Source organism: Pseudomonas sp. 2835, from assembly GCF_050435905.1.
Classification (GTDB): Bacteria; Pseudomonadota; Gammaproteobacteria; order Pseudomonadales; family Pseudomonadaceae; genus Aquipseudomonas.
The window spans coordinates 52,528-78,568 of the sequence record NZ_JBNDLE010000024.1; the positions used below are offsets into that span (position 1 = coordinate 52,528).

At 65.2% G+C, this 26,041-nt stretch carries 23 protein-coding genes; 19 read left to right on the forward strand and 4 right to left on the reverse strand.

The genetic code is table 11. The annotated features are described in order from the left end of the window. The first annotated feature begins 306 nt into the window (after positions 1-306). Positions 307-1,794 (forward strand): NCS1 family nucleobase:cation symporter-1, encoded by a 1,488-nt coding sequence (locus ABIE20_RS24395; RefSeq protein ID WP_429507905.1) that lies wholly within the window; start codon positions 307-309, stop codon positions 1,792-1,794. Positions 1,795-1,838: 44 nt separating this feature from the next. Next, a complete protein-coding gene (locus tag ABIE20_RS24400) occupies positions 1,839-3,122 on the forward strand; it encodes a Zn-dependent hydrolase (protein WP_429507906.1) in 1,284 nt (427 codons plus the stop codon). Positions 3,123-3,238: 116 nt separating this feature from the next. Here the strand turns inward: ABIE20_RS24400 and ABIE20_RS24405 are convergent, their stop codons facing one another. After that, positions 3,239-4,108, reverse strand: coding sequence for a LysR family transcriptional regulator (locus ABIE20_RS24405; protein ID WP_429507908.1), 870 nt, complete (start codon positions 4,106-4,108; stop codon positions 3,239-3,241). A gap of 192 nt (positions 4,109-4,300) precedes the next feature. On the opposite strand from ABIE20_RS24405, the gene ABIE20_RS24410 reads away from it, so the two are divergent. From ABIE20_RS24410 to ABIE20_RS24420, 3 genes are all read left to right on the forward strand, one after another. Then, positions 4,301-5,617: an MFS transporter gene (locus tag ABIE20_RS24410; RefSeq protein WP_429507909.1), complete on the forward strand. Its 1,317-nt coding sequence runs from the start codon at positions 4,301-4,303 to the stop codon at positions 5,615-5,617. Positions 5,618-5,635: 18 nt separating this feature from the next. Then, on the forward strand, positions 5,636-7,027 hold the full coding sequence (locus ABIE20_RS24415) for an FAD-dependent oxidoreductase (RefSeq protein WP_429507910.1): 1,392 nt from the start codon (positions 5,636-5,638) through the stop codon (positions 7,025-7,027). A gap of 94 nt (positions 7,028-7,121) precedes the next feature. Continuing rightward, positions 7,122-7,829 (forward strand): YebC/PmpR family DNA-binding transcriptional regulator, encoded by a 708-nt coding sequence (locus ABIE20_RS24420; RefSeq protein WP_429507911.1) that lies wholly within the window; start codon positions 7,122-7,124, stop codon positions 7,827-7,829. Positions 7,830-7,895: 66 nt separating this feature from the next. Here the strand turns inward: ABIE20_RS24420 and ABIE20_RS24425 are convergent, their stop codons facing one another. After that, the gene (locus ABIE20_RS24425; RefSeq protein WP_429507912.1) at positions 7,896-9,188 is read right to left on the reverse strand and encodes a protein kinase; all 1,293 of its coding nucleotides are present in this window, start codon (positions 9,186-9,188) and stop codon (positions 7,896-7,898) included. Between the two features lie 142 nt (positions 9,189-9,330). Between ABIE20_RS24425 and ABIE20_RS24430 the strand changes: the two genes are divergently transcribed. Then, a complete protein-coding gene (locus tag ABIE20_RS24430; protein WP_429507913.1) occupies positions 9,331-11,220 on the forward strand; it encodes a propionyl-CoA synthetase in 1,890 nt (629 codons plus the stop codon). Positions 11,221-11,329: 109 nt separating this feature from the next. Here ABIE20_RS24430 and zapE read toward each other — a convergent pair whose 3' ends face one another. Next, positions 11,330-12,427: a cell division protein ZapE gene (gene zapE / locus ABIE20_RS24435; RefSeq protein WP_429507914.1), complete on the reverse strand. Its 1,098-nt coding sequence runs from the start codon at positions 12,425-12,427 to the stop codon at positions 11,330-11,332. Between the two features lie 242 nt (positions 12,428-12,669). Here zapE and ABIE20_RS24440 point away from each other — a divergent pair, with 242 nt between their 5' ends. The 7 genes from ABIE20_RS24440 to ABIE20_RS24470 all read left to right on the forward strand — a co-directional run bounded on the left by ABIE20_RS24440 (position 12,670) and on the right by ABIE20_RS24470 (position 19,002). After that, complete coding sequence (locus tag ABIE20_RS24440) at positions 12,670-13,197, forward strand: Csu type fimbrial protein (protein ID WP_429507916.1); 528 nt, start codon at positions 12,670-12,672, stop codon at positions 13,195-13,197. Positions 13,198-13,229: 32 nt separating this feature from the next. Next, positions 13,230-13,757: a Csu type fimbrial protein gene (locus ABIE20_RS24445; protein WP_429507918.1), complete on the forward strand. Its 528-nt coding sequence runs from the start codon at positions 13,230-13,232 to the stop codon at positions 13,755-13,757. A 17-nt stretch (positions 13,758-13,774) separates the two neighbouring features. Then, positions 13,775-14,308, forward strand: a complete 534-nt coding sequence (locus ABIE20_RS24450; RefSeq protein WP_123566347.1) for a Csu type fimbrial protein — start codon at positions 13,775-13,777, stop codon at positions 14,306-14,308. A gap of 33 nt (positions 14,309-14,341) precedes the next feature. Then, the gene (locus ABIE20_RS24455) at positions 14,342-14,815 is read left to right on the forward strand and encodes a Csu type fimbrial protein (RefSeq protein ID WP_429507938.1); all 474 of its coding nucleotides are present in this window, start codon (positions 14,342-14,344) and stop codon (positions 14,813-14,815) included. Between the two features lie 40 nt (positions 14,816-14,855). Further along, complete coding sequence (locus tag ABIE20_RS24460) at positions 14,856-15,647, forward strand: fimbrial biogenesis chaperone (protein ID WP_093381660.1); 792 nt, start codon at positions 14,856-14,858, stop codon at positions 15,645-15,647. Between the two features lie 65 nt (positions 15,648-15,712). Further along, positions 15,713-18,040 carry a fimbria/pilus outer membrane usher protein gene (locus ABIE20_RS24465; RefSeq protein WP_429507940.1) on the forward strand — a complete coding sequence of 776 codons (2,328 nt, stop codon included), beginning with the start codon at positions 15,713-15,715 and terminating at the stop codon, positions 18,038-18,040. Beyond that, complete coding sequence (locus tag ABIE20_RS24470) at positions 18,037-19,002, forward strand: Csu type fimbrial protein (protein WP_429507919.1); 966 nt, start codon at positions 18,037-18,039, stop codon at positions 19,000-19,002. Before ABIE20_RS24465 ends, ABIE20_RS24470 begins: the two co-directional genes overlap by 4 nt. Here ABIE20_RS24470 and ABIE20_RS24475 read toward each other — a convergent pair. Beyond that, positions 18,966-20,174: an MFS transporter gene (locus ABIE20_RS24475; RefSeq protein ID WP_429507921.1), complete on the reverse strand. Its 1,209-nt coding sequence runs from the start codon at positions 20,172-20,174 to the stop codon at positions 18,966-18,968. The genes ABIE20_RS24470 and ABIE20_RS24475 overlap by 37 nt on opposite strands. 91 nt (positions 20,175-20,265) lie before the next feature. Between ABIE20_RS24475 and ABIE20_RS24480 the strand changes: the two genes are divergently transcribed. From ABIE20_RS24480 to ABIE20_RS24505, 6 genes are all read left to right on the forward strand, one after another. Next, the gene (locus tag ABIE20_RS24480; RefSeq protein WP_429507923.1) at positions 20,266-20,715 is read left to right on the forward strand and encodes a winged helix-turn-helix transcriptional regulator; all 450 of its coding nucleotides are present in this window, start codon (positions 20,266-20,268) and stop codon (positions 20,713-20,715) included. A gap of 105 nt (positions 20,716-20,820) precedes the next feature. Continuing rightward, positions 20,821-22,323 carry an APC family permease gene (locus tag ABIE20_RS24485; RefSeq protein WP_429507925.1) on the forward strand — a complete coding sequence of 501 codons (1,503 nt, stop codon included), beginning with the start codon at positions 20,821-20,823 and terminating at the stop codon, positions 22,321-22,323. Beyond that, the gene (locus ABIE20_RS24490; RefSeq protein ID WP_429507927.1) at positions 22,283-22,867 is read left to right on the forward strand and encodes a DUF3156 family protein; all 585 of its coding nucleotides are present in this window, start codon (positions 22,283-22,285) and stop codon (positions 22,865-22,867) included. The genes ABIE20_RS24485 and ABIE20_RS24490 overlap by 41 nt, the downstream gene beginning before the upstream one ends. A 117-nt stretch (positions 22,868-22,984) precedes the next feature. Beyond that, positions 22,985-23,929, forward strand: a complete 945-nt coding sequence (gene feaR / locus ABIE20_RS24495; RefSeq protein ID WP_429507929.1) for a transcriptional regulator FeaR — start codon at positions 22,985-22,987, stop codon at positions 23,927-23,929. Positions 23,930-24,060: 131 nt separating this feature from the next. Further along, the gene (locus tag ABIE20_RS24500) at positions 24,061-25,284 is read left to right on the forward strand and encodes a multidrug effflux MFS transporter (protein ID WP_429507931.1); all 1,224 of its coding nucleotides are present in this window, start codon (positions 24,061-24,063) and stop codon (positions 25,282-25,284) included. Between the two features lie 27 nt (positions 25,285-25,311). Next, the gene (locus ABIE20_RS24505) at positions 25,312-25,896 is read left to right on the forward strand and encodes a TetR/AcrR family transcriptional regulator (protein ID WP_429507932.1); all 585 of its coding nucleotides are present in this window, start codon (positions 25,312-25,314) and stop codon (positions 25,894-25,896) included. The last annotated feature ends 145 nt before the right edge of the window (positions 25,897-26,041 follow it).

Below are 26,041 nucleotides of genomic sequence, written 5' to 3' on the forward strand. Positions count from 1 at the left end.
GTTGTTACCGGTTCTAGGTTTTGTACTTTTTTCAGCGTAGGCGAATACCTGTCACCGCTGTCAGGAATTGAATCTAGTTGGCGATTTCTGATAGGGCAAATATTTTATTTCTAAGCTAATAACTCTATTAACTGATTGATTTATAGGGATTATATTGTTTATAGGGTGTTAAGAGAAAGCGACCAGTGGTCCTGTCGTTCTTGACAGGTTGTGGAAATGGTCAAGATTTCTCATGGGCAGCCGTGATTGCCCACATGCCCGTGCAATGCAACCAACTCCCAAAATCACAACAACAGTGGAGCGGCCATGCAGCAGACCAGATCGCAGGTGAGCGAACGCGACGGCTTGTTCGAACTCGACGCCGGCAGCGACGTCCTCGACAGCCCCCGGTACAACCACGACATCGCCCCGACCAAGGTGCACGAACGCACCTGGAACAAATGGCATATCACCGCGCTGTGGGTCGGCATGTCGATCTGCGTGCCGACCTACACCCTGGGCGGCGTGCTCACCGCCTACTTCGGGCTGACCGTGGGCGAGGCGCTGCTGGCGATCCTGCTGGCCAACACCGTGGTATTGATCCCGCTGACCTTGAACGCCTTTCCCGGCACCAAGTACGGGATTCCCTTTCCGGTGCTGCTGCGCTCCTCGTTCGGCATCATCGGCTCCAACGTGCCCTGCCTGATCCGCGCCCTGGTGGCTTGCGGCTGGTTCGGCATCCAGACCATGTTTGGCGGCCTGGCCATCCACTTGTTTCTCGGCTCGCTGTCGGCGGACTGGAAGGCGCTGGGCGGCACCGGCGAGGTGATCGGCTTCATGCTGTTCTGGTGCCTGAACCTGTGGGTGGTGCTGCGCGGCGCCGAGTCGATCAAATGGCTGGAGACCCTGTCGGCGCCGTTGCTGGTGCTGGTGGGGGCCGGGCTGCTGGTGTGGGCCTTGCCTAACGTTTCGATCAGCGAGCTGATGGCCCAGCCGCCCAAACGCCCCGAGGGCGCCAGCGTGTATGGCTACTTCTTTGCCGGGCTCACCGCGATGGTCGGTTTCTGGGCCACGCTGTCGCTGAACATCCCCGACTTCAGCCGCTACGCCAAAAGCCAGAAGGACCAGATCCTCGGGCAGATCTTCGGCCTGCCGCTGACCATGTTCCTGTTTGCCGCCCTCGGCGTGGTGCTGACCGCAGCCTCTGCCTCGCTGGTGGGCGAAACCGTGTCCGACCCGGTCAGCCTCATCGGCCATATCCAGAGCCCGATGTGGGTGGCGCTGGCCATGGCCCTGATCATCATCGCCACGCTGTCGACCAACACCGCGGCGAACATCGTCTCGCCGACCAATGACTTCCAGAACCTGGCGCCGAAGTGGATCGGCCGCACCACGGCAGTGCTGCTCACCGGCCTGGTGGGCTTGCTGCTGATGGGCCACGAGCTGTTGAAAAAGCTTGGCTGGATCGTCAGCGACGTCAGCCTGGAGAGCGTCTATTCCAACTGGCTGCTGGGTTATTCGAGCCTGCTCGGGCCGATTGCCGGGATCATGGTGGTCGACTACTTCATCACCCGCAAACAGACCCTGGACCTCGCCGGCCTGTACCGCGACGACGTCTACCCGGCCTGGAACGCCGCCGGCGTCATCGCCTTCGGCGTGCCGGTGGCGCTGACCCTGCTGTCGTTGCACAGCACCGCTTTCAGCTGGTTCTACGATTTTGGCTGGTTCACCGGCTCTGCGTTGGGCGGGCTGATCTACTACGCCCTCGGCAGCCTCAGGGCGGCCCGCACGGCCAACCTCAAACCCACCGTGTAAGCCCATGGCCCGCAGAGGCCAGGCACGTGATGCAGGAGAAGCACATGCAAACCGCTCAGGATGTTCTGCAATCGACCCAACGGCACATCAACGGCGAACGCCTGTGGCAGTCGCTGATGGAGCTGGCCAGGCTTGGCGCCACGGTCAAGGGCGGGGTTTGCCGACTGGCCCTGACCGACCTCGATCGCCAGGCCCGCGACCTGTTCGTCAAATGGACCGAGGAGGCCGGCTGTACCGTCAGCATTGATGGCGTCGGCAATATCTTCGCCCGCCGCCCGGGGCGCAACCCGCAACTGCCGCCGGTGATGACCGGCAGCCATATCGATACCCAGCCCACCGGCGGCAAGTTCGATGGCTGCTATGGCGTGCTGGCCGGGCTTGAAGTACTGCGCACCCTCAATGACCTCAAGCTCGAAACCGAAGCGCCGCTGGAAGTAGTGGTGTGGACCAACGAGGAAGGCTCGCGCTTCGCCCCGTGCATGATGGGCTCGGGGGTGTTCGCCGAGAAATTCACCCTGGCCGAGACTCTGGCCAAGACCGACGCCGACGGCATCAGCGTCGGCGAGGCGCTCAACGCCATTGGCTATGCCGGGCCACGGCCGGTCAGCGGCCATCCGGTGGGCGCCTATTTTGAAGCGCATATCGAACAGGGGCCGATCCTTGAAGACCAGCACAAGACCATCGGTGTGGTGCTGGGGGCCCTTGGGCAAAAGTGGTTCGACCTGACCCTGCGCGGCGTCGAGGCCCACGCCGGGCCGACGCCGATGCACCTGCGCAAGGACGCCCTGGTCGGCGCCAGCGCGGTGGTGGCGGCGGTCAACCGCGTGGCCCTCGAGCACCAGCCCCACGCCTGCGGCACGGTCGGTTGCCTGCAGGCTTATCCCGGTTCGCGCAACGTCATTCCTGGCGAGGTGCGCATGACCCTGGATTTCCGGCACCTGGAGCCGGCGCGGCTGGATTCGATGATTGCCCAGGTCAAGGATGTGATCAGCAGCACCTGCCAGCAGCATGGGCTGACCTACAGCCTGACGCCGACCGCAGACTTCCCGCCGCTGTACTTCGACGAGGGCTGCGTGCAGGCGGTGCGCAGCGCAGCCGAGGGCCTGGGGCTGTCGCACATGGATATCGTCAGTGGTGCCGGGCATGACGCGATCTTCGTCGCTGAACTGGGCCCGGCGGGGATGATCTTCGTGCCCTGCGAAGGCGGCATCAGCCACAACGAAATCGAGAATGCCGCGCCGCAAGACCTGGCCGATGGATGCGCGGTGCTGTTGCGCTCGATGCTGGCGGCGGCCCAGGCGGTGGCGCGGGGCAGGGAGGCGGCTTGAGCTGAGCTGCAGGCGCTTTTCCTGGCCTCATCGCCGGCAATGCCGGCTCCCACAATGGATCTGTGTACACCAGGCATGTGGGAGCCGGCCTTGCCGGCGATGGCCGCGCCGCGGTTTCAGAGGCTGTCCTGCACCATCTGTAAAAACGTCGCCACCAGCCGCCGCGAGCTCTGCTCGCGCAAGCACACCAGGGTCTCGGTCAGGCGCCGCTGGCAATCGACAATCGGCAAGGCGCACACCCGCGCATCGGCGCCGAACTCGGCGGCTGACACCACGCCCACGCCAATCCCCACCACCACCGCCTCGCGCGCAGCTTCGCGGCCTTCGACCTGGATCGCCGCGCGGATGCGCAGGCCGGCGCGGGCCATTTCTTCTTCCAGGGTCTGGCGGGTGACCGAGCCCGGTTCGCGCAGCACGATCGGCGTGTCGTCAAGGTCGGCCAGGCTGATCGAGCCACGGCTGGCCCACGGGTGGTTGTGCGAGACGAAAGCTACCATCGGGTCGCTGCGCAGCGGCACGCACAGCAGCCGCTCGTCATCGACGTCACGGCCGAGCAGGGCCAGGTCGGCCTGGTAGTTGAACAGCCGCAGCAGCGACTCGTCGGTGTTGCCGGTCTCGATCTTGACGCTAATTCCCGGGTAATGCTGGCAAAAGCGCGCGATCTGCGGCAGCACATGCACTGGCGCATCCACCGCCAGCACCAGGGTGCCGGTTTGCAGGGCGCGCGAATCCTGCAGCAGCTCATGGGCCTCGGCTTCGCAGACGAACAGGCGCTGGGTGATCGCCAGCAGGCGCTCGCCCAGGTCGGTCAGTTGCACCGAGCGCTTGTTGCGGTGAAACAGCAAAACCCCGAAACGTTCCTCGAGTTTGCGCACCTGGTCGGAGATCGCCGGCTGGGTCAGGAACAACCGTTCGGCAGCGCGGGTGAAGCTGCCGTGCAGGGCAACCGCGTGGAAAGCCTTCAATTGAGCGTGGGACACCGACATCGCAGCACCTGTTACAAGCTGAGCTTATTTGTGAAATACGATAAATCGATTTTATTTATCAGTCAGTAATTGTTTCTATCTGAGCAGGTGACGGGTTCGACCGGCCGTCACGCAGTGCGCAACACAACAACAAGACAGGCGTTTTTTTCAAAATTCTGCCGGCACACTCAGCTTCCGAGGTCAGATCCCACCATGAACAAATACGTCGCAGATATCAAACGTTGGCGCGTGCAGATTTTTGCCATCACCTGGCTGGCCTACGCCGCGTTCTACTTCACCCGCAAAGCCTTTTCGGTGGCCAAGCTTGGCATCGCCGAAGACCCAAGCTTTACCCTCGACAAAATGGCCATGGCCAACCTCGACGCCATCTACCTGACCGCCTACGCATTCGGGCAGTTCACCTGGGGCATGCTCGCCGACCGCTTCGGCCCGCGGGTGGTGGTGCTCGGCGGCCTGGTGATCTCGGCGGCTGCGGCGTTGGTGATGGGCAGCTACGCCACCTTTCCGATCTTCGCCACCTGCATGCTGGTCCAGGGCTTGGCGCAATCGACCGGCTGGGCCGGCCTGTGCAAGAACATCGGCAGTTTCTTCCCATCCTCCCAGCGCGGGCGGGTATTGGGGTTGTGGAGCTCGTGCTATGCCTTTGGCGGCCTGGTGGCCTCGCCGTTCGCCGGCTGGTGGGCCTACACCCTGATCGGCAGCTGGCATGCGGCGTTCATCTCCAGCGCGGCGGTGGTGGCGGTGGTGGCGCTGCTGTTCTTCATCTTCCAGCGCAACAAGCCTGAAGACGTCGGTTTGCCGGCGGTGGAGCCCGAGCCCGAAAGCATGGTGCCGGGCTCGACGATCTGCAGCATCTGGGCGCCATTGCGCGAGATCCTGCGTAACCGCACGGTGCTGACCCTGGGCCTGGCGTACTTTCTGTTGAAACCGGCGCGCTACGCGATTCTGCTCTGGGGCCCGGTGATCGTCTTCGAACAGATGCCCTCGGTAGGCAAGGTTGGCGCGGCAATCATCCCCACCGCCTTCGAGCTGGCCGGCCTGCTCGGCCCGATCATGATCGGCCTGGCCTCGGACAAACTCTTTGGCGCCCGGCGCATGCCGGCCTGCGTGATCAGCCTGGTGGTGCTGACCGTGACCCTCGGGCTGTTCATGGCCGCCCTGCATACCGGCAGCGTGTTGCTGGTGGTGGCCTTGCTGTTCGTCATGGGCCTGACCCTGTACGGGCCGGATTCGATGATCAGCGGCGCCGCCGCCATCGACTTCGGCACCGCCAAGGCGGGTGCTACCGCCGCAGGCTTCGTCAACGGCTGCGGTTCGGTCGGGGCGATTCTCGGCGGCCTGCTGCCGGGCTATTTCGACAGTGTCACGGTGTTCATCGTCTTCGCCGGCTGCGCGCTGTTTTCCGCCCTGGTGCTGCTGCCGCACTGGAACAGCCGCCCGGCCAGCCCCGAGCACACCCCGGCTGTTGCGCCCAACACGGCCATGGCCATCAAACCGCTGCGTACTTGAACCTATAAGGAAACCGACATGAGACCGTTCTGGCTGCAACAGGCGCTGGACCAGGAAGTTGCACCCGCGTGCCCGCCGCTGGCGGCTGATATCGACTGCCAGGTGTGCATCGTCGGGGGTGGTTATACCGGCTTATGGACGGCGCTCATGCTCAAGGAGCACAACCCGGCGCTGGATGTGGTGCTGATCGAAGCCGACATCTGCGGCGCCGGGGCCAGCGGGCGCAACGGCGGCTGTGCGCTGTCGTGGTCGGCCAAGTACTTCACCCTCGAACGCCTGTTCGGGGTGGAGGAGGCGGTGCGCCTGGTCAAGGCTTCGGAGCAGAGCATCTACGCCATCGGCGAGTTCTGCCAGGCCCACGGCATCAATGCTGACTACCGCCTGGATGGCACCTTGTACACAGCAACCAATCGCGCCCAGGTCGGCGCCACCGACAGCGTGATTGCAGCGCTTGAGCGCCAGGGCATCAACTCGTTCCGGCGCCTGCCGGTAGAGCAGGTGCAGCGTCTGGCGGGCTCGGCCAAGCACCTGGAGGGCTGGTTCTCGCCGGCCGCCGCCACGGTGCAGCCGGGCAAGCTGGTGCGCGGCCTGCGCCGCATCGCTTTGCAAAAGGGCGTACGCATTTATGAAGGCACGGCCATGACCGGTTTGCAGGAAGGCCCGCAGGCGCTGGTCGAGACCGCCACTGGCAGTGTTCGCGCAGGCCGTGTGGTGCTGGCCCTCAACGCCTGGATGGCGCGGGCCTTCCCGCAGTTCGAGCGCAGCGTGGCGATCGTCTCCAGCGACATGATCATCACCGAGCCGCAACCGCAGCTGCTCGAGCAGATCGGCCTGACCAGCGGCATCAGCGTGCTCGATTCGCGGATCTTCGTGCATTACTACCACAACACCAGCGATGGCCGGCTGATGCTCGGCAAGGGCGGCAATACCTTCGCCTACGGCGGGCGGATGCTGCCGGTGTTCGACCAGCCATCACCCTATGAGCCGTTGCTGCGCCGCAGCCTCGGCGATTTCTTTCCGGCCCTGGCCCAGGTGCCGATTGCCGCGACCTGGAACGGGCCGTCGGACCGTTCGGTGACCGGCTTGCCGTTTTTTGGCAGGCTCAATGGCCAGGGCAATGTGTTTTATGGCTTTGGCTACTCGGGCAGCGGCGTCGGCCCCTGCCACATGGGCGGGCAGATCCTTTCGTCGCTGGCCCTGGGCCTGGACAACCAATGGACCCGCTCGCCGCTAGTCAACGGTCCTCTGGGCTACTTCCCGCCGGAGCCGATCCGCTACCTGGGCTCACTGATGGTGCGCAATGCCATCCGCCGCAAGGAGCAGGCCGAAGACAATGGCCGCCGCCCGCGCCATCTCGACGTGCGCCTGGCGCGCTTTGCCGCTGCCGCAGGCAAGGCCGACAAGGGCTGAAGGGTTTTTTTGTCGATGGCCTGCGGAGCGTATAAACTGCTTGCCACTTTGGCCGGTCGCTACCTGAACCGGCACCTGAAACAAGAGAGTCGAGATGGGCGCACAGTGGAAAGCCAAGCATAGAGAAGTAGCAGCCAACGCCAAAGGCAAGATCATGGGCAAGCTGTCCAAAGAGATCCAGATCGCGGCCAAGTCCGGCGCCGACCCGGACATGAACCCGCGCCTGCGCCTGGCCATCGAGCAAGCCAAGAAGGCTTCGATGACCCGCGAGACCCTTGAGCGTGCCATCCGCAAGGGTGCCGGCCTGGACGGCGACGCGGTGCAGTACACCGCCGTCACCTACGAAGGCTTCGCCCCGCACCAGGTGCCGCTGATCGTCGAGTGCCTGACCGACAACGTCAACCGTACCGTGGCGCAGATCCGCGTGCTGTTCCGCAAGGGCCAGTTGGGCGCTTCCGGCTCGGTGGCCTGGGACTTCAACCACGTCGGCCTGATCGAAGCCACGCCTGACAGCCCTGACGCTGACCCGGAAATGGCCGCCATCGAAGCCGGCGCCCAGGATTTTGCCGAAGGCGAAGAAGAGGGCGCGACCCTGTTCATCACCGACACCACCGACCTCGATGCCGTGCAGAAAGCCCTGCCGGGTCAAGGCTTCACCGTGGTCTCGGCGAAAATCGGCTACACCCCGAAAAACCCGGTCAGCACCCTGACTGATGAGCAGATGGCAGAGGTTGAAGCCTTCCTGGAAGCGATCGACGATAACGATGACGTGCAGAACGTCTATGTAGGTCTGGCGGGTTGATGTAAACCTTCGGCTCCCACAGGTACAGCATGCAGCGTACTTGTGGGAGCCGGCCTTGCCGGCGATTCAGACGCCGCGAAGCCGCTGACAAACCTCGGCAAACCCCGGCCGCAGCATCACCTCATCCCGCGCACACTCGCGCTGCACCCCCCGCAACACCTCGCAATCGCCCTCGCAACACGCCAGCAATTCCCCCAGCAACACCCCGAACGCCAGCACCTCGATCCGCTGCAGCGCTTCAGTCGCCACGCTGCCATCCAGCGGATGAAACGACGCCGCGCCAAAATCCCCCAGCAAGCAGTCGCCCTGCTCATCGCACAGCACATTGTGCGCATACAGGTCGCCGTGGGTGATGCCGTGCCCGTGCAAATGCGCGCCTACCGCTGCAATGGCAGCGGCCAGGCGCCGCACGCTGGCCAGGTGCAAGCGCCGCTCGGGCGGATAACAGTCGCGGGTGCACGAGTCCAGGCTCGGCGGCCCGGCGAGGTTGAACCAGCTCGGCTCGATCAACTGCATCACCAGCGCCGGCAGTTGCTGCGGGTGGTTGTCGATACGCCCGGCCAGGCGCACCAGTTGCGGATGATCGCCCGCGGCAATGCAGGCGCTCATTTCGTTGAGCGGCAAGCCGTCGCTGGTGATCTCGCCCTTGTACAGCTTGACCGCCACCGGCGCGCTCTGCTGCTGCCAGCGGGCCTGGTGAATCACCCCGGACGCGCCCTGGCCCAGTACCTGTTCAAGGTGGATCTGCTGCCAGTCAATCACCTGGCAATGACCAGGGTCTTGCGGTGTGCAGTAGCCCGCCGCCATGGGGTTGCCGGCGTAGGCCAGCCAGGCCAGGCGCGGCATCTGCAGCAGCCAGTCGGGCAGGGCCGGCAGCTGGTTGGCCGACAGGCGCAGCAGTTCAAGCCTGGTGCAGCGCGCAAGGCTCGCCGGCAATTCGCGCAGGCGGTTGCCGGCAAGCATCAGCTTTTGCAGGTGCGGGCAATCGCCCAGGGCTTCGGGCAGGGTTTCGATGCGGTTGTCGGTGAGCACCAGGGCCCGCAGCCGTGGTGGCAGCGCGGCGCCGCTGACCTGTTCGATCTGGTTGCTCTTGAAGCCGACCATTTCCAGCATCGGGCACTGGCCGATGCCGTCGGGCAGGTGGCGAAAGCGGTTTTGCGAACAGAACAGCACCTTGAGCTGGTGCAGCCGGCCCAGATCCTCGGGCAGGTCGCTTAGGTTGTTACCGGTCAGGTTGAGTACCTGCAGGCTGTCGGCCAGGGCGAAAATTTCCCGTGGGAAGTGTTCCAGCCCGCAGGCCAGGTCCAGGCGGGTAATGCCCGCCAGACGGCCGGCTTTGAGGTCTTCAAGGGTATGCATGGGCTTGGCGGCAGGCTCGTAAATAAACGCCGCCCATCATACCGGCAAGATGCGACTTAAGTCCCATGGCAGACTGACAACTGCGGTCCATACTCGAAGCTCGCCCTTTATTAATAACAACAAGTTCAGGGTTCTACAGTCGATGACATACCAGCACAGCTACGCCCGCTCCATCGCTGATCCTGCCGCCTTCTGGGCCGAACAGGCCGATCACCTGGCCTGGTACCGCAAGCCCCTGCAAACCCTTGTTGAAAACGCCGATGGCAGCCACCAGTGGTTCGCCGACGGCCGCCTCAACAGCTGCTACCTGGCCCTCGACCATCAGATCGAACAGGGCCGTGGCGAGCAGATCGCGCTGATCTATGACTCGCCGGTAACCGGCAGCCAGCAGCAGTTCAGCTACAACCAGCTGCGCGATGAAGTGGCGCGCCTGGCCGGCTTGCTGCGTGACCTTGGGGTCGAGAAGGGTGACGGGGTGATCATCTACATGCCCATGGTGCCCCAGGCGGCCATGGCCATGCTCGCCTGTGCGCGCATCGGCGCGGTGCATTCGGTGGTGTTTGGTGGCTTTGCCGCCAACGAACTGGCGCTGCGCATCGACGATGCCCGGCCCACCCTGCTGCTGACTGCTTCGTGCGGGCTGGAGTTCGACCGGGTCATCGACTACAAGCCGTTGGTGGATCGCGCCTTGCAACTGGCCAAACACCAGCCGCGCCAGGTGCTGGTGCTGCAACGCCCGCAAGCCACCGCCACCCTGGTCGAAGGCCGCGACCTGGACTGGCTCGAAGCGGTGGCCAGCGCCAGAGCGGTGGCGCCGGTGGAGCTGGCCGCGGCCGACCCGCTGTACATCATGTACACCTCTGGCACCACCGGCAAACCCAAGGGGATCGTGCGCGAAAACGGCGGCAACGCCGTGGCCCTGAGCTTTGCCATGCGCCACATCTATGGCATGCAGGCGGGCGACGTGTGGTGGGGGATTTCCGATGTTGGCTGGGTGGTGGGCCATTCGCTGATCGTCTACGGGCCGTTGATGAACGGCTGCACCACGGTGTTCTACGAAGGCAAGCCGATCCGCACCCCGGATGCCGGCGCCTACTGGCGGGTGGTCGAGCAATACCGGGTCAACGGCCTGTTCTGCGCGCCCACCGCCATGCGCGCGATCCGCAAGGAAGACCCCGACGGCGAACTGCTGCGCCGCTATGACCTGAGCTCCCTGCGCCAGCTGTTTCTGGCCGGCGAGAAACTCGATTCCAGCACTCATCAATGGCTGGAGGCCACCAGCGGCAAGACCGTGCACGACCACTGGTGGCAGACCGAAACCGGCTGGCCCGTGACCGCGCCGTGCGTGGGCATGGAGGGCAGCGCGGCGCGGCCGGGCTCGAGCAACCGGGCGGTGCCGGGCTACAACGTGCAGGTGCTGGATGATGACGGGCATCTGCTCGGCGCCAACCAGCAAGGTTCGATCGTCATTGCCTTGCCACTGCCGCCCGGCTGCAGCCAGACCTTGTGGGGTGATCACCAGCGCTACCTGGATGCCTACCTGAAGACCTACCCCGGTTATTACCACACCGGTGACGGCGGCTATCTGGATGAAGACGGGTTTGTCTACATCATGGGCCGCACCGATGACGTCATCAATGTTTCCGGCCATCGCCTCTCCACCGGTGAGATGGAAGACCTGGTGGCTCGCCATCCGGCCGTGGCCGAATGCGCGGTGATCGGCGTGCACGACGAGATCAAGGGCCAGGTGCCGCTGGCGCTGGTGGTGCTCAAGGACGGCCAGGACATTGCCCAGGCACAGTTGCAGAGCGAGCTGGTGGCCAGCGTGCGCGAGCAGATTGGTGCGCTGGCGTGTTTCAACCAGGTGCGGGTGGTCAAGCGCCTGCCCAAGACCCGCTCGGGCAAGATCCTGCGCGCGGTGCTGCGCAAGATTGCCGATCAGCAGCCGTATACACCGCCTTCGACCCTGGATGATCCGGCGGTGTTGGTGGAGATTGAAGCGGTGTTGGCGAGCCTGGCGCGGGTTGGGTAGGGCTTTCATCGCGGGTCAAGTCGAGGCGTCGCACCGCCGCTCCCACAGGACCTGCACCAACCTCAAGATCACTGCCAATCCTGGACTGCCCCCAAAAAGCTGGACAGTTTTAACCAGCAGCCTGGCGCAACTGCCCCAACCGGCTACGGGTGCGGGCCAGGTCGCTGGCGCTGCCGCCCAGGCTTGCGGCCAGCGGCAGGCTGCCGATCAGCACCAGGTGCTTGTCCTGGTCGTAGAGCACGTCCACCAGGTTGATGAAGCGCTGCTGGGCGGCAACCGAGCAGTCTTCAAGGTTCGGCAGGCAGTCGATGATCCAGTGGTCAAAACGCCGCGCCAGTTCCAGGTAGTCGATCACCGCCGTGGGTTGCTCGCACAGCTCGACAAAGTCAAAGCCCACCGTGCGCTCCTCGCTCAGGCGGGCGCGCAGGGTGCGCTTGCCTACCTCCAGTAAAACCGGCGCGTCACCCGGCTCGGGCAACTGCAGGGCCTGGCGCTGTTCGCGGCTGCCCGGCCACAGGTAATGGCCCTGGGTAAAGCGCTGCTGGCCAGCCGCGCCGGGCAGGCTGCGAAAGTCTTGCTCGCCGCCGACTTCCAGCACTTGCATCCGGCTGTTGATCAGGCGGATCACCGGCTCGAAACGCTGGTGATACAGCGGGTTGGGCAGCAAGCCTTCTGGCGTGTAGTTGGAGGTCACCAGGAGAAAGATCCGCCGCTCGAACAAGGCCTGAAATAACCGGGTGATGAGCATGGCATCGCCGATGTCATGCACGTGGAACTCGTCGAAACACAGCACCTGGCAGTCGTCGAGCAACTCATCCAGGGTGCAGGCCAGGGCGTCGTCCTGCTGGCGATGATCAAACATGCCCTGGTGCAGGCGGGCGAAAAAGTCATGAAAGTGCAGGCGGCGCTTGCGCGCCTGGGGCAGGGCCTGGAAGAAACCGTCGAGCAGCCAGCTTTTGCCGCGCCCGACCGCGCCGTACAGGTACAGGCTGCGCGCCTGGCCACTGTCGAGCCGCGCCGCCTCGGTAGCCATATGCTCGATGACCCGCAGCTGGCCGGCGCTCAGGGTGTAGCCGCGGGCTTGGGCCTTGGCGGCAAAATGCTGACGAACGGTCGCCGCCACGCTGTTGTCTTCGGCCACCGGCGTGCGTAAGCGACGCCAGGCGCGCAACGGCGAACGTATCCAGGAAGGGGGCAGGGCAGGCAAACCGGGCTCCTCGGGGCGACGGGACTCAAGGGCCAGCTTGAGCGAGGGCGGCTAATTTAACCAATATGAATAAGCTCGGCCAGTGATCTCTAAATGGGATAGCTGACGGTTTCTATCGCGGGGCAAGCCCGCTTCTACAGAGAAGTCTTGTACGGGGCTTATACATTTCCCTGCGAACTGGCAGGTTTTTCCTTCACTGCTACCCTCAAGGTCAGATCACTCCTGCGTTGAAGGATGACAAGGTGAAGGGACGCTCTTTGGCGACGCTGCTCGGGCTGAGCATGGCCAGCACCGCAGGCGCCGCCGATTTCATGGTTGAAGTCAAAGTGCAAGTGGAGCGCGGCTGCGTGCTCATCCACCAGCCCCGCGATGCCGGTGCCCAGGCCCTGGGGGTGCTCGATTTCGGCCGCACCGCACGGCTGGACGATCCGGCCGGCCCGCTCAGCAGCCAGTTGCTCGCCCTGCGCCCACCCCGCCTGGAATGCAACCCCGACACCGCTTACCAGGTACAGGTCGATGGCGGCCAGCACGGTGGCATCGGCGAGGTGCGCTACCTGGCCAGCAACCAGCCTGCGGCGAAGCCCATCCCCTACCGTTTGTACCAGGACCCGGCCTGGCGCCTGCCGCTGCCGGTCAATGTTGCCCAGCATGCACGGGTACCTGACTCGGGCTCGGTGGCGCTGCCGTTGTATGCGCGTATCGAGCGCCTGGCCGAAGTGCCGGCGGTAGGGCGTTATTCGGACCTGCTCAAAGTCACCGTCACCTGGTAACCGGGGCGGCGCCTGCTAAAGGAACTGGCAGTATGAAAGGGATAATGCTGTTGACGCTTGGCCCGCTGCTGTTGCTCAGCCCCGATGCTTTCGCGGCCATGAGCGGGCATATCCAGGCGCGCCTGGTGATCAGCAGCGCCTGCCAGATCAGCGGCGGGCCGGGCACCCTGGAAACCCCAGGCGGCGGTGTGCTGGATTTTGGCAGCCAGGGCCCGAGCTGGACCAACCCGCTGCGTTCCGGCCTCGAAGAGGCCACCGGTGACGGCAGCCTGCAGGTGCGCTGCAACCCGGCGGTGCGCGCCTTTACCGTGAGCATCAACGGCGGTGCCAACGGTGATGGCGCCACCCGGCGCCTGAGCAATGGCCGCGAGCTGATTCCCTATGAGCTGTCTGCCGACCCATCGGGCCGGGCCCGCTACAACATCGGCCAGACCCGCAACTTTTCGGTCAGCAGCGCCGCGCAGATTCCGATTCCGATCTACGGTGCAGTAGTCGCCCATCCCAAGGCGCTGCCGGCCGGCATTTACCGCGACACCCTGATGGTGACCCTGGACTGGTAACACGCAAGGAGTGACTCATGCACCCGAACCTCTCACGCTTGATTTTCGCAGGCCTAGGCCTGGCGCTCGCCACCCAGGCCCAGGCGGCCACGGTAACCGGCAACATCACCGCTACCCTGACGCTGATCGCCAGTTGCCAGGTCAACGGTGGCGGCGGTGCCAGCGGCCTGAACTTCGGTACGCTGAACTTCGGTACCCAGGAAGCGCTGTTCACCACTGCCGGCGGGCAGGTGCTGGGCGGCGGCGGTGGCGCCATGAGCATCCTCTGCTCGAGCGGCACGGTGCCGGTGATCAAGGTGCGTGCCGGCGCCCACGACAGCCAGTCGCCCGGTGGCAGCCGTGCGCTCTACGATGGCGTCGCCAACTACGTGCCCTATGACTTCTACACCGATTCAGGGCACACCCAACTGCTGGCCATCGACGGCACCATCACCTTGCCGACCAGTACCGGCGTGGCCCAGACCGTCAACCTGTATGGCCAGGCCAAGGGCAAGGCGGGCCTGCCGGCCGGAGTGTACACCGACACAGTGGCGGTCGAGCTGAGTTTCTGAACCGTGCCCCGCGCCTGGCCCGGGCTGCTGGCCATGGTTGCCTGCTGCCTGCCGCTGCCGTTGGCGGCGGTCACCACCAGCACTTTCCAGGTCAGTGCCACGGTGGCGGCCGGTTGCCTGGTAGTGGGTGGCGTGAGCAACTACGGCAACCTGGATTTCGGCAGCTATTCGGCGCTCTCGACCAGCAGCGTCACCACCGCCCTGGGCGGCACCACGGTGACCCTGCAATGCACGCCGGGGGTGAGCCTGAGCATGAGCGTCGATGCCGGCCTGAACAGCGCCAGTGGCACGCGCAACCTCAAGCGCAGCAGCGGCACCTCGCTGGTGGCCTATCAGTTGTTTCGCGACGCCGGCTTCAGTCATAGCCTGGGCATCAACCAGAGCGTGGCGGTGAGCTACAGCGATCCGACCACGATCAAGTTGCCGGTTTACGCCCGGGCCCAGTTGACCGGCAACCTGCCGGCCGGCAGTTACACCGATGTGGTACAGGTGGTGCTGACCTTTTGAACGGCGCCGCCGGATGAATTCGACAATAAGGAGAGTGTGCATGGAAGTAGGCGCCGGCAGTTCGCGCTTGAGCTACACCCTGTTGAGCTGTGCCCTGGCGCTGTTGTGCAGTGCGCCGTTGCAGGCCGCCACCTCGGTACTGATCTGGCCGATCGATCCGGTGCTGGAGGCCAATCAGAAAGCCGGCGCGCTGTGGCTGGAGAACCGTGGCGATGCGCCGGCCAACCTGCAGGTGCGGGTGTTCGCCTGGCGCCAGGGCGAGTTCGACGACCAGTACCAGGCCCAGCGCGAGATCATCGGCAGCCCGCCAGTGGCCAATATTGCTCCGGGGCAAAAGCAGCTGATTCGCCTGACCCGCACCGGCAGCTCGCCGGTGGGGCAGGAGCAGGCCTACCGGATCATCATCGATGAAATTCCCCCGGCCTTGCCGGCCGCGGCCAGCGCCGACAAGGCCCAGGCGGCGATCCGCTTCCAGATGCGCTATTCGGTGCCGCTGTTCGTCTATGGCGAAGGCCTATGGGGCAAACCCGACCCCAGCGGCCAGCGCGGCGACAGTGCGGTGGGCAAGCCGTTGCTGAGCTGGCGCCAGGTCTCGGTGCAAGGCAAACCCTATGTGGAAATCCGCAACAGCGGCCCGGTGCACGCGCGCCTGACCGACGTGGTGCTGCAACAGGGCAGCCAGAGCCGGCCACTGGTGGAAGGTTTGCTCGGCTATGTGCTGCCCGGTGCCAGCATGCGCTGGCCGGCACCGCAGCCACTGGGCGCAGCTTCAGTGCTCAAGGGCCGGGTCAATGGCCAGGAGCCTGCGCAAACCCTGAGCCAGGGGCAATGAACGACAGCTAGCAGCACTACAGGGGCCAGGGAGGACCCGGTAATGGTCGGATATTGTGTGTGAGCATCTCTTCGGCGCTGCGGGCCTGTGGCCTGACCGTGCTGGGCTGTGGATCGCTGCTGGCCGGCGAGCTACCGCCGCCCCCGGCCAGCCTCGAGGCGGTGGCCGATGCGCCGTTGTTCCTGGAACTGCTGGTCAACCAGATGAGCAGCCCTGAGCTGGTGGCGGTGCAGCAGCGCGCCGGGCGCCTGTACATGGCCACCGCCGACCTGCAGGCGGCCGGCATCGAGCTGCCCGGCGAGTACGGCGACGAAGTGGCGCTGGACAGCATCCCCGGCCTGCACACCGACTACGACAGCCAGGGCCAGCGCCTGGTCCTGCAGGTGCCACCGGCCTGGTTGCCGACCCAGCGCATCGGCAGCCGCCAGTTGTACCCGGCCAGTGAAGCGCGCAGCAGTTTCGGCGCCTTGCTCAACTACGACCTGTACTTCAACGATACCGACGACGGTGGCCGCTATCTCGCGGCGTGGAACGAGCTGCGCCTGTTCGACAGCTGGGGCACGCTGTCGACCACCGGCCAGTGGCGTCAGTCCCTGGGGGGCAACGACTACGCCGACAGCCAGGAAGGCTTTCGCCGCTACGACACCACCTGGCGCTACACCGATGAAGCACGCCTGCTGACCCTGGAAGTCGGCGACGTGCTCAGTGGCGCCTTGCCCTGGACCAGTTCGGTGCGCCTGGGCGGCCTGCAACTGTCGCGCGACTTTGCCGTGCGCCCGGACCTGGTCACCTATCCATTGCCGGCCTTCGCCGGGGAGGCGGCGGTGCCGTCCTCGGTAGACCTGTTCATCAACGGCTACAAGAGCTCCAGCGCCGATTTGCAGCCAGGCCCCTACACCCTGACCAACGTGCCGTTCATCAACGGCGCCGGCGAAGCGGTGGTGGTGACCACCGATGCCCTCGGCCGGCAGGTGTCGACCACCTTGCCGTTCTATGTCACCAGCAGCCTGTTGCAAAAAGGCCTGGCGGATTTCTCGCTGGCCGCCGGCAGCCTGCGCCGGGACTACGCGCTTCGCGACTTTGCCTATGGCCCGGGGGTGGCCGCCGCCAGTTTGCGCTACGGCCTGAGCGACAGCTTCACCCTCGAAAGCCACGCCGAGGCGGCCGAGTCCCTGGCCCTTGGCGGGCTGGGCGGCAACTGGCAGGTGGGCAACTGGGGCGTGGTCAATGCGGCGCTGAGCCAGAGCAGCTTCGACAGCCGCAGCGGCCAGCAACTGAGCTTCGGTTACCAGTACAACAGCCAGCGCCTGGGCTTCAACTACCAGCGCCTGCAACGGCGCGGCGACTACGCCGACCTGTCGCTGGTCGACAGCCCCTACACGCGCCTGAGCCAGCGCAGCGAGCAGGTGACCCTGAGCGTCAACCTCGAGCGCTACGGCAGCCTCGGTGCCGGTTATTTCGATGTGCGCGCCGGTGACAACTCGCGCACCCGCTTGCTCAACCTCAGCTGGAGCAAGCCGTTGTGGCGCAACAGCAGCCTGTACCTGTCGGCCAACCGCGAAATCGGCGACAGCCAGTGGGCGGTGCAGGCGCAACTGGTGATTCCGTTCGACCTGCGCGGCACCTTGAGCTTCAGCGTTGAGCGCAACAAGGAGGGCCAGAACCAGCAACGGGTCAACTACAGCCGCGCGGTGCCCAGCGAAGGCGGCTTGGGCTTCAACCTCGGCTACGCCGATGGCGACCGCGAGGCCTATCGCCAGGCCGACGTTACCTGGCGCCTGCAGTCGGTGCAGCTGCAGGCCGGCGCCTATGGCAGCAGCGACAGCATGACCCGCTGGGCCGATGCCAGCGGCTCGCTGGTGTGGATGGACGCCGGGGTGTTCGCCGCCAACCGTATCGACGATGCCTTCGTGGTGGTCAGCACCGAGGGTTTTGCCGAGGTGCCGGTGCGCTACGAAAACCAGCTGGTCGGTCGCACCGACAAGAACGGCCACCTGCTGGTGCCCTGGAGCAGCGCCTACTACCGCGCCAAGTACGAGATCGACCCCATGGAGCTGCCGGCCAACGTCCAGAGCCCGCAAGTCGAGCAGCGGGTGGCGGTGCGCCGCGGCAGCGGCTACCTGCTGGAATTCCCGCTGCAACGGGTGGTGGCGGCGAGCATCGTCCTGGTCGATGGCCACAACAAGGAGCTGCCCCTGGGCAGCCAGGTGCGCCACGAGCAGAGCGGGGCGCTGGCGGTGGTCGGCTGGGACGGGCTGGTGTACCTGGAAGGGCTGGCTGCGGACAACAGCCTGCAGGTGCAGATTGCCAATGGCGGCAGTTGCCGGGTGCAGTTCAAGCTGGCGCCCGAGCAGGACCAGGTGCCGCTGATCGGCCCGCTGGTGTGCCAATGAAGCGCCTGCTAACGCTGCTGGCCGTGCTCGCCAGCCCCCAGGTGCAGGCCCTGTGCTCGGTTATCGACACCGCGCCGGCAAGCTTTGGCAGCGTCAGCTCGACCCTGGTGCGCACCACGGTGCAGTCGGCCTCGACCCTCAATGGCGGGCTGCAATGTACCGGCTCGCTGGTCAGCCTGCTGGCCAGCGACGATCACTTCTATGCCACCTTCACCCCGCCGGCCGGCAGTACCGGCATGCTCGGGCCCACGGGTGATGTGATCGGCTACACCCTTTACGCCAACAACACCAGCAACTACCCGATTGCCCGCAGCTTGCCTTACGACTTTGCCCGCAACGGCATTCTCGATGCCCTCGGCCTGCTCAACGGCACCACGCCCAAGTCGGTGCCGCTCTACGTCAAGAGCCTGAGCGGCAGCAACGTCGCCGCCGGCCTTTACCAGGAAGTCCTGACGGTGTACTGGAACATCAGTTACTGCTGGGGCATCGGCCTGGGCAGCATCTGCCTGGGCCGGCAGAACCTCACCGGCACCACCAGCCTGACCGTGAGCCTGACAGTCACCAATGACTGCCAGATCACCAGCCCCAACATCAGCTTCGGCAGCGCGCCGGTGGTCGGCGGCTTCAGCACGGTCAACAGTAACGTCAATGTCTCTTGTACCAAAGGCAGCAACTACACCGTGGGCCTGAACGATGGCCAGAACGTGTCCGCCGGGCGCCGGCGGATGAAGTCGGCGGCCAACAACTACCTGGCCTATGACATCTTCAAGAGCGCCGGCAGCGTGCGCTGGGGCAGCGTCACCACGGCCCGGCGGGCCAGCAGCGACGCCGATATCAACCCCGGCGTGGGCACCGGCACCGGCAGCCAGATCTTCAACTACAACGCCAAGGTCTATACCGACCAGAGTACACCGCCCGCCGGTATCTACCTGGACAACGTGATACTCGACGTGCAGTTCTGAGCCCGCGCGCCTTCGCTCAGCCACCAGTAACCCAGGGCCACGGCATTGAGCAGCGCGCCGTAGGCACACACCAGCAGCCAGCCGCCCCAGGCATAGGCCAGGGTCGAGGTCAGCGCGCCAAAGGCGCTGCCCACCGAGTAGAACAGCATGTAGGCGGCGGTCAGGCGGCTGTGGGTGGCCTCGGGCAAGCGGTAGATCAGGCTCTGGCTGGCGACGTGCACGGCCTGCAGGCCCAGGTCGAAGACCACCACGCCGAGCAACAACGCCCACAACGAATATTCAGTCAGGGCGATGGCCGCCCAAGACGCCAGCATCAGCAGTAGCGAGCCGCCACTGACCCACTGGCCCAGGCCGCGATCCACCAGTGCCCCGGCCCGCGCCGCCGCCAGCGCACCTGCTGCGCCCGCCAGGCCGAACAGGCCCACTTCGCTGGTCGACAACGACAGCGGCGGGGCGCTCAGGGGCAACACCAGCGGCGTCCACAGCACCATCGCCGAGGCGAAGCTGAGCAGCGCCAGAAGCGAGCGCCGGCGCAGCAGCGGTTCATCGCGCAGCAGCAACGCCAGCGAGCGCAGCAGCTCGCGGTAACTGCCCGCCGCCTGCGCCGGTTCTTGCCGGGGCAGCACGCGCCAGAGCAAGGCGGCAATCAGCAAGGTCACAGCTGCCGACAGCCAGTAGATCGAGCGCCAGCCGGCCAGGTCAGCCATGGCCCCGGACAGCGTGCGGGCCAGCAGGATGCCGATGACGATGCCGCTGGTAATCACCCCCACCACATGACCGCGCTCGCTGGCGGCCGACAGCGTCGCGGCATAGGCCACCAGCACCTGGGTGACCACCGCCAGCAGGCCGGTCAGGCCCATGCCCAGCAGCAGCCAGGGCGTGCTCGGCGCCCAGGCGATCAGCACCAGGGCCAGGGCCGAGAGCAACGACTGGCCGACGATCAGCCGCCGGCGGTTGAGGCGATCGCCCAGGGGTACCAGCAACAACAGGCCCAGGCCATAGCCGACCTGGGTCAGGGTAACTACCAGGCCGACCAAGCCGGGGTCGATGGCAAATTCCCGGGCCATGGCTTCGAGCAAGGGTTGCGCGTAGTAGACATTGCCCACCGCCAGGGCGCAGGCCACGGAGAACAGCAAGATGACGGCGGATGACATTCGGTGTTGGGGCTGCATGGGGTCGATCCTTCTGGTTGCATAATGAAACCAGTTGTACGCTAGAGAAACTGGTTTTATATTGCAACCACTTTCATTGGCGAGATTTCCCATGGTCCAACGTACCCGCCTGCAAGACGCCGAATGTCCGGTGGCGCGTTCTCTCGATGCCATTGGTGACTGGTGGTCGCTGCTGATCGTGCGTGATGCCTTCGATGGCCTGAAGCGCTTCAGTGAGTTCCAGCGCAACCTCGGCATGGCCAAGAACATCCTCAGCACCCGCCTGCGCCAACTGGTCGAGCACCAGATCTTCGAGCTGGTGCCGGTGTCCGAGGGCAGCGCTTACCAGGAGTACGTGCTCACCGAAAAAGGCCTGGGCCTGTTCCCGTTGATCGTCGGCTTGCGCCAATGGGGCGAGGCGTTCTATTTCGCCGAGGGCGAAGCCCATTCGCAACTGGTTGACCGTGAACACGGCAAGCCGGTCAAGGCCCTGCAGTTGCACGCCGCCGACGGCCGCCTGCTCGGCCCGCACGACTGCGTGCGCCTGCCGGCCCAGGGCTGAGCCTGGCAGCCAGCTACAACCTTCACGGCAGCCACGGGCAAGACGGCCATTGCCAGCGCGCGCAGAGTAGGACCACTGTCATCCTTCTGCTCGAGGTCTTTTGCCATGTCGCTCAACGACACGCTCAGCGCGCACCTGAATCGCGGCACGGTCGGCTTTCCCACCGCCCTTGCCAGTACCATCGGCCTGATCATGGCAAGCCCGGTGATCCTCACCGCTACCATGGGCTTCGGTATCGGCGGCAGTGCCTTCGCCGTGGCCATGATGATCGCCGTGGTGATGATGCTGGCGCAGGCGACCACCTTTGCCGAGGCAGCGTCGATCCTGCCGACCACCGGCGCGGTCTATGACTACATCAACTGCGGCATGGGGCGTTTTTTTGCCATCACCGGCACGCTGTCGGCCTACCTGATCGTCCACGTCTTTGCCGGCACCGCCGAAACCATGCTGGCCGGGGTCATGGCCTTGGTGAACTTCGAGCACCTCAACACCCTGGCCGAATCGGCCGGTGGCTCGTGGCTGTTGGGCGTCGGCTTCGTGATCATCTTCGCCATCCTCAATGCCTTTGGCGTCAGCGCCTTCGGCAAGGCCGAGATCATCCTCACCTTCGGCATGTGGACCACGCTGATGGTCTTCGGCGTGCTCGGCCTGATTGCCGCGCCGGCGGTGGAGCTGGAGGGCTGGTTCGGCGTGTCGCTGGTGGGCACGGACCTGGTGACCATTCTCTCGCTGGTAGGCATGGCCATGTTCATGTTCGTCGGCTGCGAGTTCGTTACGCCACTGGCGCCGGATTTGCGCCAATCGGCCAAGAGCATGCCGCGGGCCATGGCCCTGGGCCTGCTCGGGGTGGCGACGTGCATGTTCATCTACGGTGCGGCGATGAAGCGCCAGGTCGACAACGTATTGCTCGATGCCGCCAGCGGCGTGCACCTGCTCGATACGCCCATGGCCATCCCGCGCTTTGCCGAACAGGTGATGGGCGATATCGGCCCGCTGTGGCTGGGCATCGGCTTTCTGTTCGCCGGGGCTGCGACCATCAACACGCTGATGGCCGGGGTGCCGCGAATCCTCTACGGCATGGCCGTCGACGGCGCCTTGCCCAAGGTGTTCACCTACCTGCACCCGCGCTTTAAAACGCCGCTGCTGTGCATCCTCGTCGCCGCCTTGATTCCATGCCTGCACGCCCTGTGGCTGGGCGGCAACACCGACCGCATCATGCACCTGGTGCTGGCGGCGGTGTGCGCCTGGAGCACCGCGTACTTGCTGGTGACCCTGTCGGTGGTGATCCTGCGCATCCGTCGCCCGGACCTGCCACGGGCCTATCGCTCGCCGTGGTTCCCGCTGCCGCAAATCCTCTCGAGCGTCGGTATCGTCCTGGGCATGTGGTTCATCACCCCGCCGGGCATGGACCCGGCCGACATCTACGTGCCCTTTGGCCTGATGCTGGCCGGCACCGCGGTGTATGCGCTGTTCTGGACGCTGCTGGTGCAGAAGGTCAACCCGTTCAAGCCGGCCTCGGTGGAAGAGGTACTGGCGCGCGAATTCGCTCATCAACCGGGGACTGCACATGGCTATTGCCCTGCGCCAACTGTGGCAAAGGCTGTCTGATCGGGCGCCGGCCGGTTATCGGCCGGGGCTGACCCTTGAAAAGCTGCAACGCAACCTGGCCCTGGACAGCTTCGAGGTGCTCGGCCCCGGCCTTGGTCGCTTCAACTGGGGCGGGCAGGCGGTGCAGGTGCGCGAGCGTTGCGAAGCGCAGTTGCTCATGCACCTGGTGCTGAGCGAATTCAGCCTGAGCCTGCCTGCCACAGGGCAGGGCAGCGCCCGCCTTGAACTGCACCACAGCGGGTCATTGCGCCGCAGCGGCCTGCGGGTTCAGCTGCGTCAGGGCGAGCCGGCGTTGCAGGCCGAACTGCAACGGCGCCTGCTGGCCGATAGTGCGTTGCTGCAGGCACTGATGCCGCTGGACTTCAAGCGCCTGCGCCTGCACAGAAGCGACGGCCAATGGACCCTGACCCTCGAACACATCGGCGCCAGCGAGGTGGTCAACCGCCTGCCGGCCTTTCGTCGCTACATTCGCCTGAGCCCCGAGCAACGCCAGCACCTGCTGGCCGCGCTGCAAGGCTTGCCGGCGCTATTGGCCGGGCTCTGACCCGGCCATCTGGCATCAAACCTGCTTCCACTCTGGCTGCTTCACGCAAGTTGCGCGCACATAGATAACATGTTAACTATTGCCCAACAAAAACAAGATGCCATTGTGGAGGTACCCATGAGTATCCATCACGCCAGCAGCCCTGCGCTGGAACGCTGGAACGCAACGATGCAGAACATCTGCGGGGTGTACGAGACGGAACTGGCGTTCAACCCCTCGCTGTTCATCGGCGAGATTTCCACCTGGTCGCGCGGCGGCCTGGCCCTGGCCAACCTGCGCACCAACGCCGGGCTGATCCGCCGCAAGGGCCTGAACAGCGACCGCGACAACGACCAGCATTGCTTTCTGGTCAGCCAGCGCACCGGCTTCTCGCAGATCACCCAGAACGGCGTCAGCATCCAGCTGGCGCCCGGCGAAATGCTCCTGATGGACGCAGCCGGTGCCTGCGAAATCATGCCCTTCGGCTTGATCGAGCACGCTTCGCTGTCGCTGTCGCGGGCCGAGGTGTGCAAGCAGTTGGGCAGCGACAGCCGCACCTTCGGCAAGATCTCCCAGACCCGCGCCTGCGGGCGCATGCTGCACCTGCTGATGGACCAGCTGTGCAAAGAGCAAAGCGCCGGCGAAGACGAGCAGGGCGAGGGCCAGGCGTTGCACAGTGCCTTCCTGTCGCTGCTCGGTTCGGCCCTTGAAGGCAGCGACGACCTCACTGCGTTGCCAGCCTCATTGCAGGGCGCCAACCTGCGCAGTTATGTGCAAAAAGTCATCGATGACTCCCTCGGCCAGGCCAACCTGACCCCGGTCAACCTCGCCAACCGCCTGAACATTTCCGTGCGCCACCTCTACCGCCTGTTCGAAGAGCAGGGCGACAGCGTCTGCCGCTACATCCAGCGCGCGCGCCTCAAGCGCAGCGCCGCTGACCTGGCCAACCCGGTGCTCAAGCGCGAGTCGATCACCACCATTGCCTACAAATGGGGCTTCACCGACTCGGCGCACTTCAGCCGCTCGTTCAAGAAGCAGTTCGAGCAGTCGCCCAAGGACTACCGCGCCAGTAGCCTGGCCTGATCAGCGTTTCTACAGTGCTGACTTGACCGCAGGAGGCGGTCTGTATAGGCTCGTCCGACCTGGCTACCTACCGATAGGTAGGTAGAGCGCCAAGCGCCAGCCAGGTCCCGTTTTTATCTGGAATCAAGCCTATGCACAGTGCAGCCTCCACGCCGACCGCCCGGGTCGGCTTCGCCATTTCCCTGGCCCTGATCGGTGCCCTCGGGCCCTCGGCGGTCGACATGTACCTGGCCAGCATGCCGAGCATTGCCAGCGAGTTCGCCACCTCCTATGCCGGGGTGCAACTGACCCTGACCGTGTTCCTCCTGGCCATGGGCGCCGGGCAGTTGTTGTTCGGCCCGCTGGTCGACACCCTTGGCCGGCGCCGGCCGTTGCTCGCCGGTTTGCTGGTGTTCGTCCTGAGTTCGCTGGCCGCCGCCGCTGCGCCCGACCTCAACAGCTTGCTGCTGGCGCGTTTCATCCAGGGCCTGGGCAGCGCCCTGACCCTGGTGGTGATCATGAGCATGGTCCGTGACGTTGCCGAGGGCGCGCGGGCGGCGCAGATCTTCGCCTTGCTGATGACCATCGAAGGCCTGGCGCCGGTGATTGCCCCGGCATTGGGCGGTTTTGTCGGTGCGCACTTTGGCTGGCGGGCGATCATGCTGGTGCTGGCGGCATTGGGCGTGCTGGTGCTGATTAACTCGGCAGTGATGCTCAAGGAAACCTTGCCCGAGGACAAACGCCTGGCCTGGCAGCCTCGGGAGTTCTTGCGCACCTACGTGCGGATCGCCCGCGACCGCCAGTTCCTGCGCCCGGCCCTGGCCTTGTCGGCGGTGTTCTTCTTCCTGTTTGCCTACATCGGCGGGGCCGCTTTCGTTTACCAGCATCACTTCGGGCTGTCGGTCGAGGCGTTCGGCACCTTGTTCGGCGCCACCGGCGTGGCCATTCTGCTCGGCGCCATCACTGCGGGCCGCCTGGTGGCGCGCAAGGGCCTGGTGCGCCTGGCGCGCTGGGGCGCGGCGTGCATGCTGGCCGGCGCCGTGCTGGTGCTGGCCGGTGCGCTGAGTGCGGCAGGGCTGGTGGGTATCGTTGCCGGCATGGCGGTTGCCATGTTCGGCCTGGGCATTGCCGAGGCCACGCTGATGTCGCTGGTGATGTCTTCGCAGAGCACGGCGCTGGGCTCGACGGCTGCGTTGCTCGGTGCCTTCCAGTTGATCATTTCGTCGTTCGCCACGCCATTGTCGGGCATCATGGCGCCTTTGGGCGCGGCGCACTGGGCGCTGTTACTCGGCCTCTCGGCGCTGTGCGTCGCCCTGCTGGTGCACATCAGCACCCGCCATGCCGAGGCGCATGTGCAGGGCCTGGCTGGGCATTGATCCGTATTTGTTGTGGGAGACACCGCTATGAGAAGCCTGACGCCGTCGGCGGAAAAGATCTGCGCGATTGCCGTCGAGCAGTTTGCCGAACTGGGTTATGACGCCTCGTCGCTCAACGATATCGCCGCCGCGGCGGGCATGCGCAAGCCGTCGTTGTATGCGCATTTTGCCGGCAAGGACGACCTCTTCCAGGTGGTCTATGCCCGGGCCCTGCACGCCGAGCATGAATACCTGGAGGCCTGCTTTGCCGAGCAGGTGCCGGCCGGCGAGCTGCCGGGGCAGCGTTTTGCCGAGCGCTTGAATGAGCGTTACCGGGCCTCGGCGCATTTGCGCTTCATGCTGCGCACCGCGTTCTTCCCGCCGAGTGAACTGCGGCCGGTGATCTGCGCCGGCTTCGAGGCGTACCTGGCGCGGCTGGGCGAGTTGTTTGCCCAGGCGTTGCGCACGTTCGCGCCGGGGCTGGAGGAGGGGCAGCAGCGCCTGTATGGCGATGCCTACCTGGGGATCGTCGACAGTTTGAATGTCGAGTTGATCTATGCGGGGGCGGATGCGTTCGAGCGGCGGTTGGCGGCGTTGTGGTGGATGTTCGGGATGTCATTGGCAAAGCTTTAGGGCCTCATCGCGGGGCAAGTCGGGGGGGGGGGGCCCCCCCCCCCCCCCCCCCCCCACCCAAACCCAAAGCATGTGAGAGCGGCGGGGGGCCCCCCGGCACGCCCACCACCCGAACGAAGCCCCCCCCCAACACAAAAAACTACCA

Coding starts and splice junctions, on each gene's coding strand:
- ABIE20_RS24415 (WP_429507910.1), top strand. CDS start 5,636: ATGAGACCGTTCTGGCTGCAACAGGCGCTGGACCAGGAAGTTGCACCC.
- ABIE20_RS24410 (WP_429507909.1), top strand. CDS start 4,301: ATGAACAAATACGTCGCAGATATCAAACGTTGGCGCGTGCAGATTTTT.
- ABIE20_RS24475 (WP_429507921.1), bottom strand. CDS start 20,174: ATGCAGCCCCAACACCGAATGTCATCCGCCGTCATCTTGCTGTTCTCC.
- ABIE20_RS24470 (WP_429507919.1), top strand. CDS start 18,037: ATGAAGCGCCTGCTAACGCTGCTGGCCGTGCTCGCCAGCCCCCAGGTG.
- ABIE20_RS24505 (WP_429507932.1), top strand. CDS start 25,312: ATGAGAAGCCTGACGCCGTCGGCGGAAAAGATCTGCGCGATTGCCGTC.
- ABIE20_RS24400 (WP_429507906.1), top strand. CDS start 1,839: ATGCAAACCGCTCAGGATGTTCTGCAATCGACCCAACGGCACATCAAC.
- ABIE20_RS24395 (WP_429507905.1), top strand. CDS start 307: ATGCAGCAGACCAGATCGCAGGTGAGCGAACGCGACGGCTTGTTCGAA.
- ABIE20_RS24485 (WP_429507925.1), top strand. CDS start 20,821: ATGTCGCTCAACGACACGCTCAGCGCGCACCTGAATCGCGGCACGGTC.
- ABIE20_RS24405 (WP_429507908.1), bottom strand. CDS start 4,108: ATGTCGGTGTCCCACGCTCAATTGAAGGCTTTCCACGCGGTTGCCCTG.
- ABIE20_RS24455 (WP_429507938.1), top strand. CDS start 14,342: ATGGTTGCCTGCTGCCTGCCGCTGCCGTTGGCGGCGGTCACCACCAGC.
- ABIE20_RS24460 (WP_093381660.1), top strand. CDS start 14,856: ATGGAAGTAGGCGCCGGCAGTTCGCGCTTGAGCTACACCCTGTTGAGC.
- ABIE20_RS24490 (WP_429507927.1), top strand. CDS start 22,283: ATGGCTATTGCCCTGCGCCAACTGTGGCAAAGGCTGTCTGATCGGGCG.
- ABIE20_RS24450 (WP_123566347.1), top strand. CDS start 13,775: ATGCACCCGAACCTCTCACGCTTGATTTTCGCAGGCCTAGGCCTGGCG.
- ABIE20_RS24445 (WP_429507918.1), top strand. CDS start 13,230: ATGAAAGGGATAATGCTGTTGACGCTTGGCCCGCTGCTGTTGCTCAGC.
- ABIE20_RS24430 (WP_429507913.1), top strand. CDS start 9,331: ATGACATACCAGCACAGCTACGCCCGCTCCATCGCTGATCCTGCCGCC.
- ABIE20_RS24425 (WP_429507912.1), bottom strand. CDS start 9,188: ATGCATACCCTTGAAGACCTCAAAGCCGGCCGTCTGGCGGGCATTACC.
- ABIE20_RS24420 (WP_429507911.1), top strand. CDS start 7,122: ATGGGCGCACAGTGGAAAGCCAAGCATAGAGAAGTAGCAGCCAACGCC.
- ABIE20_RS24500 (WP_429507931.1), top strand. CDS start 24,061: ATGCACAGTGCAGCCTCCACGCCGACCGCCCGGGTCGGCTTCGCCATT.
- feaR (WP_429507929.1), top strand. CDS start 22,985: ATGAGTATCCATCACGCCAGCAGCCCTGCGCTGGAACGCTGGAACGCA.
- ABIE20_RS24480 (WP_429507923.1), top strand. CDS start 20,266: ATGGTCCAACGTACCCGCCTGCAAGACGCCGAATGTCCGGTGGCGCGT.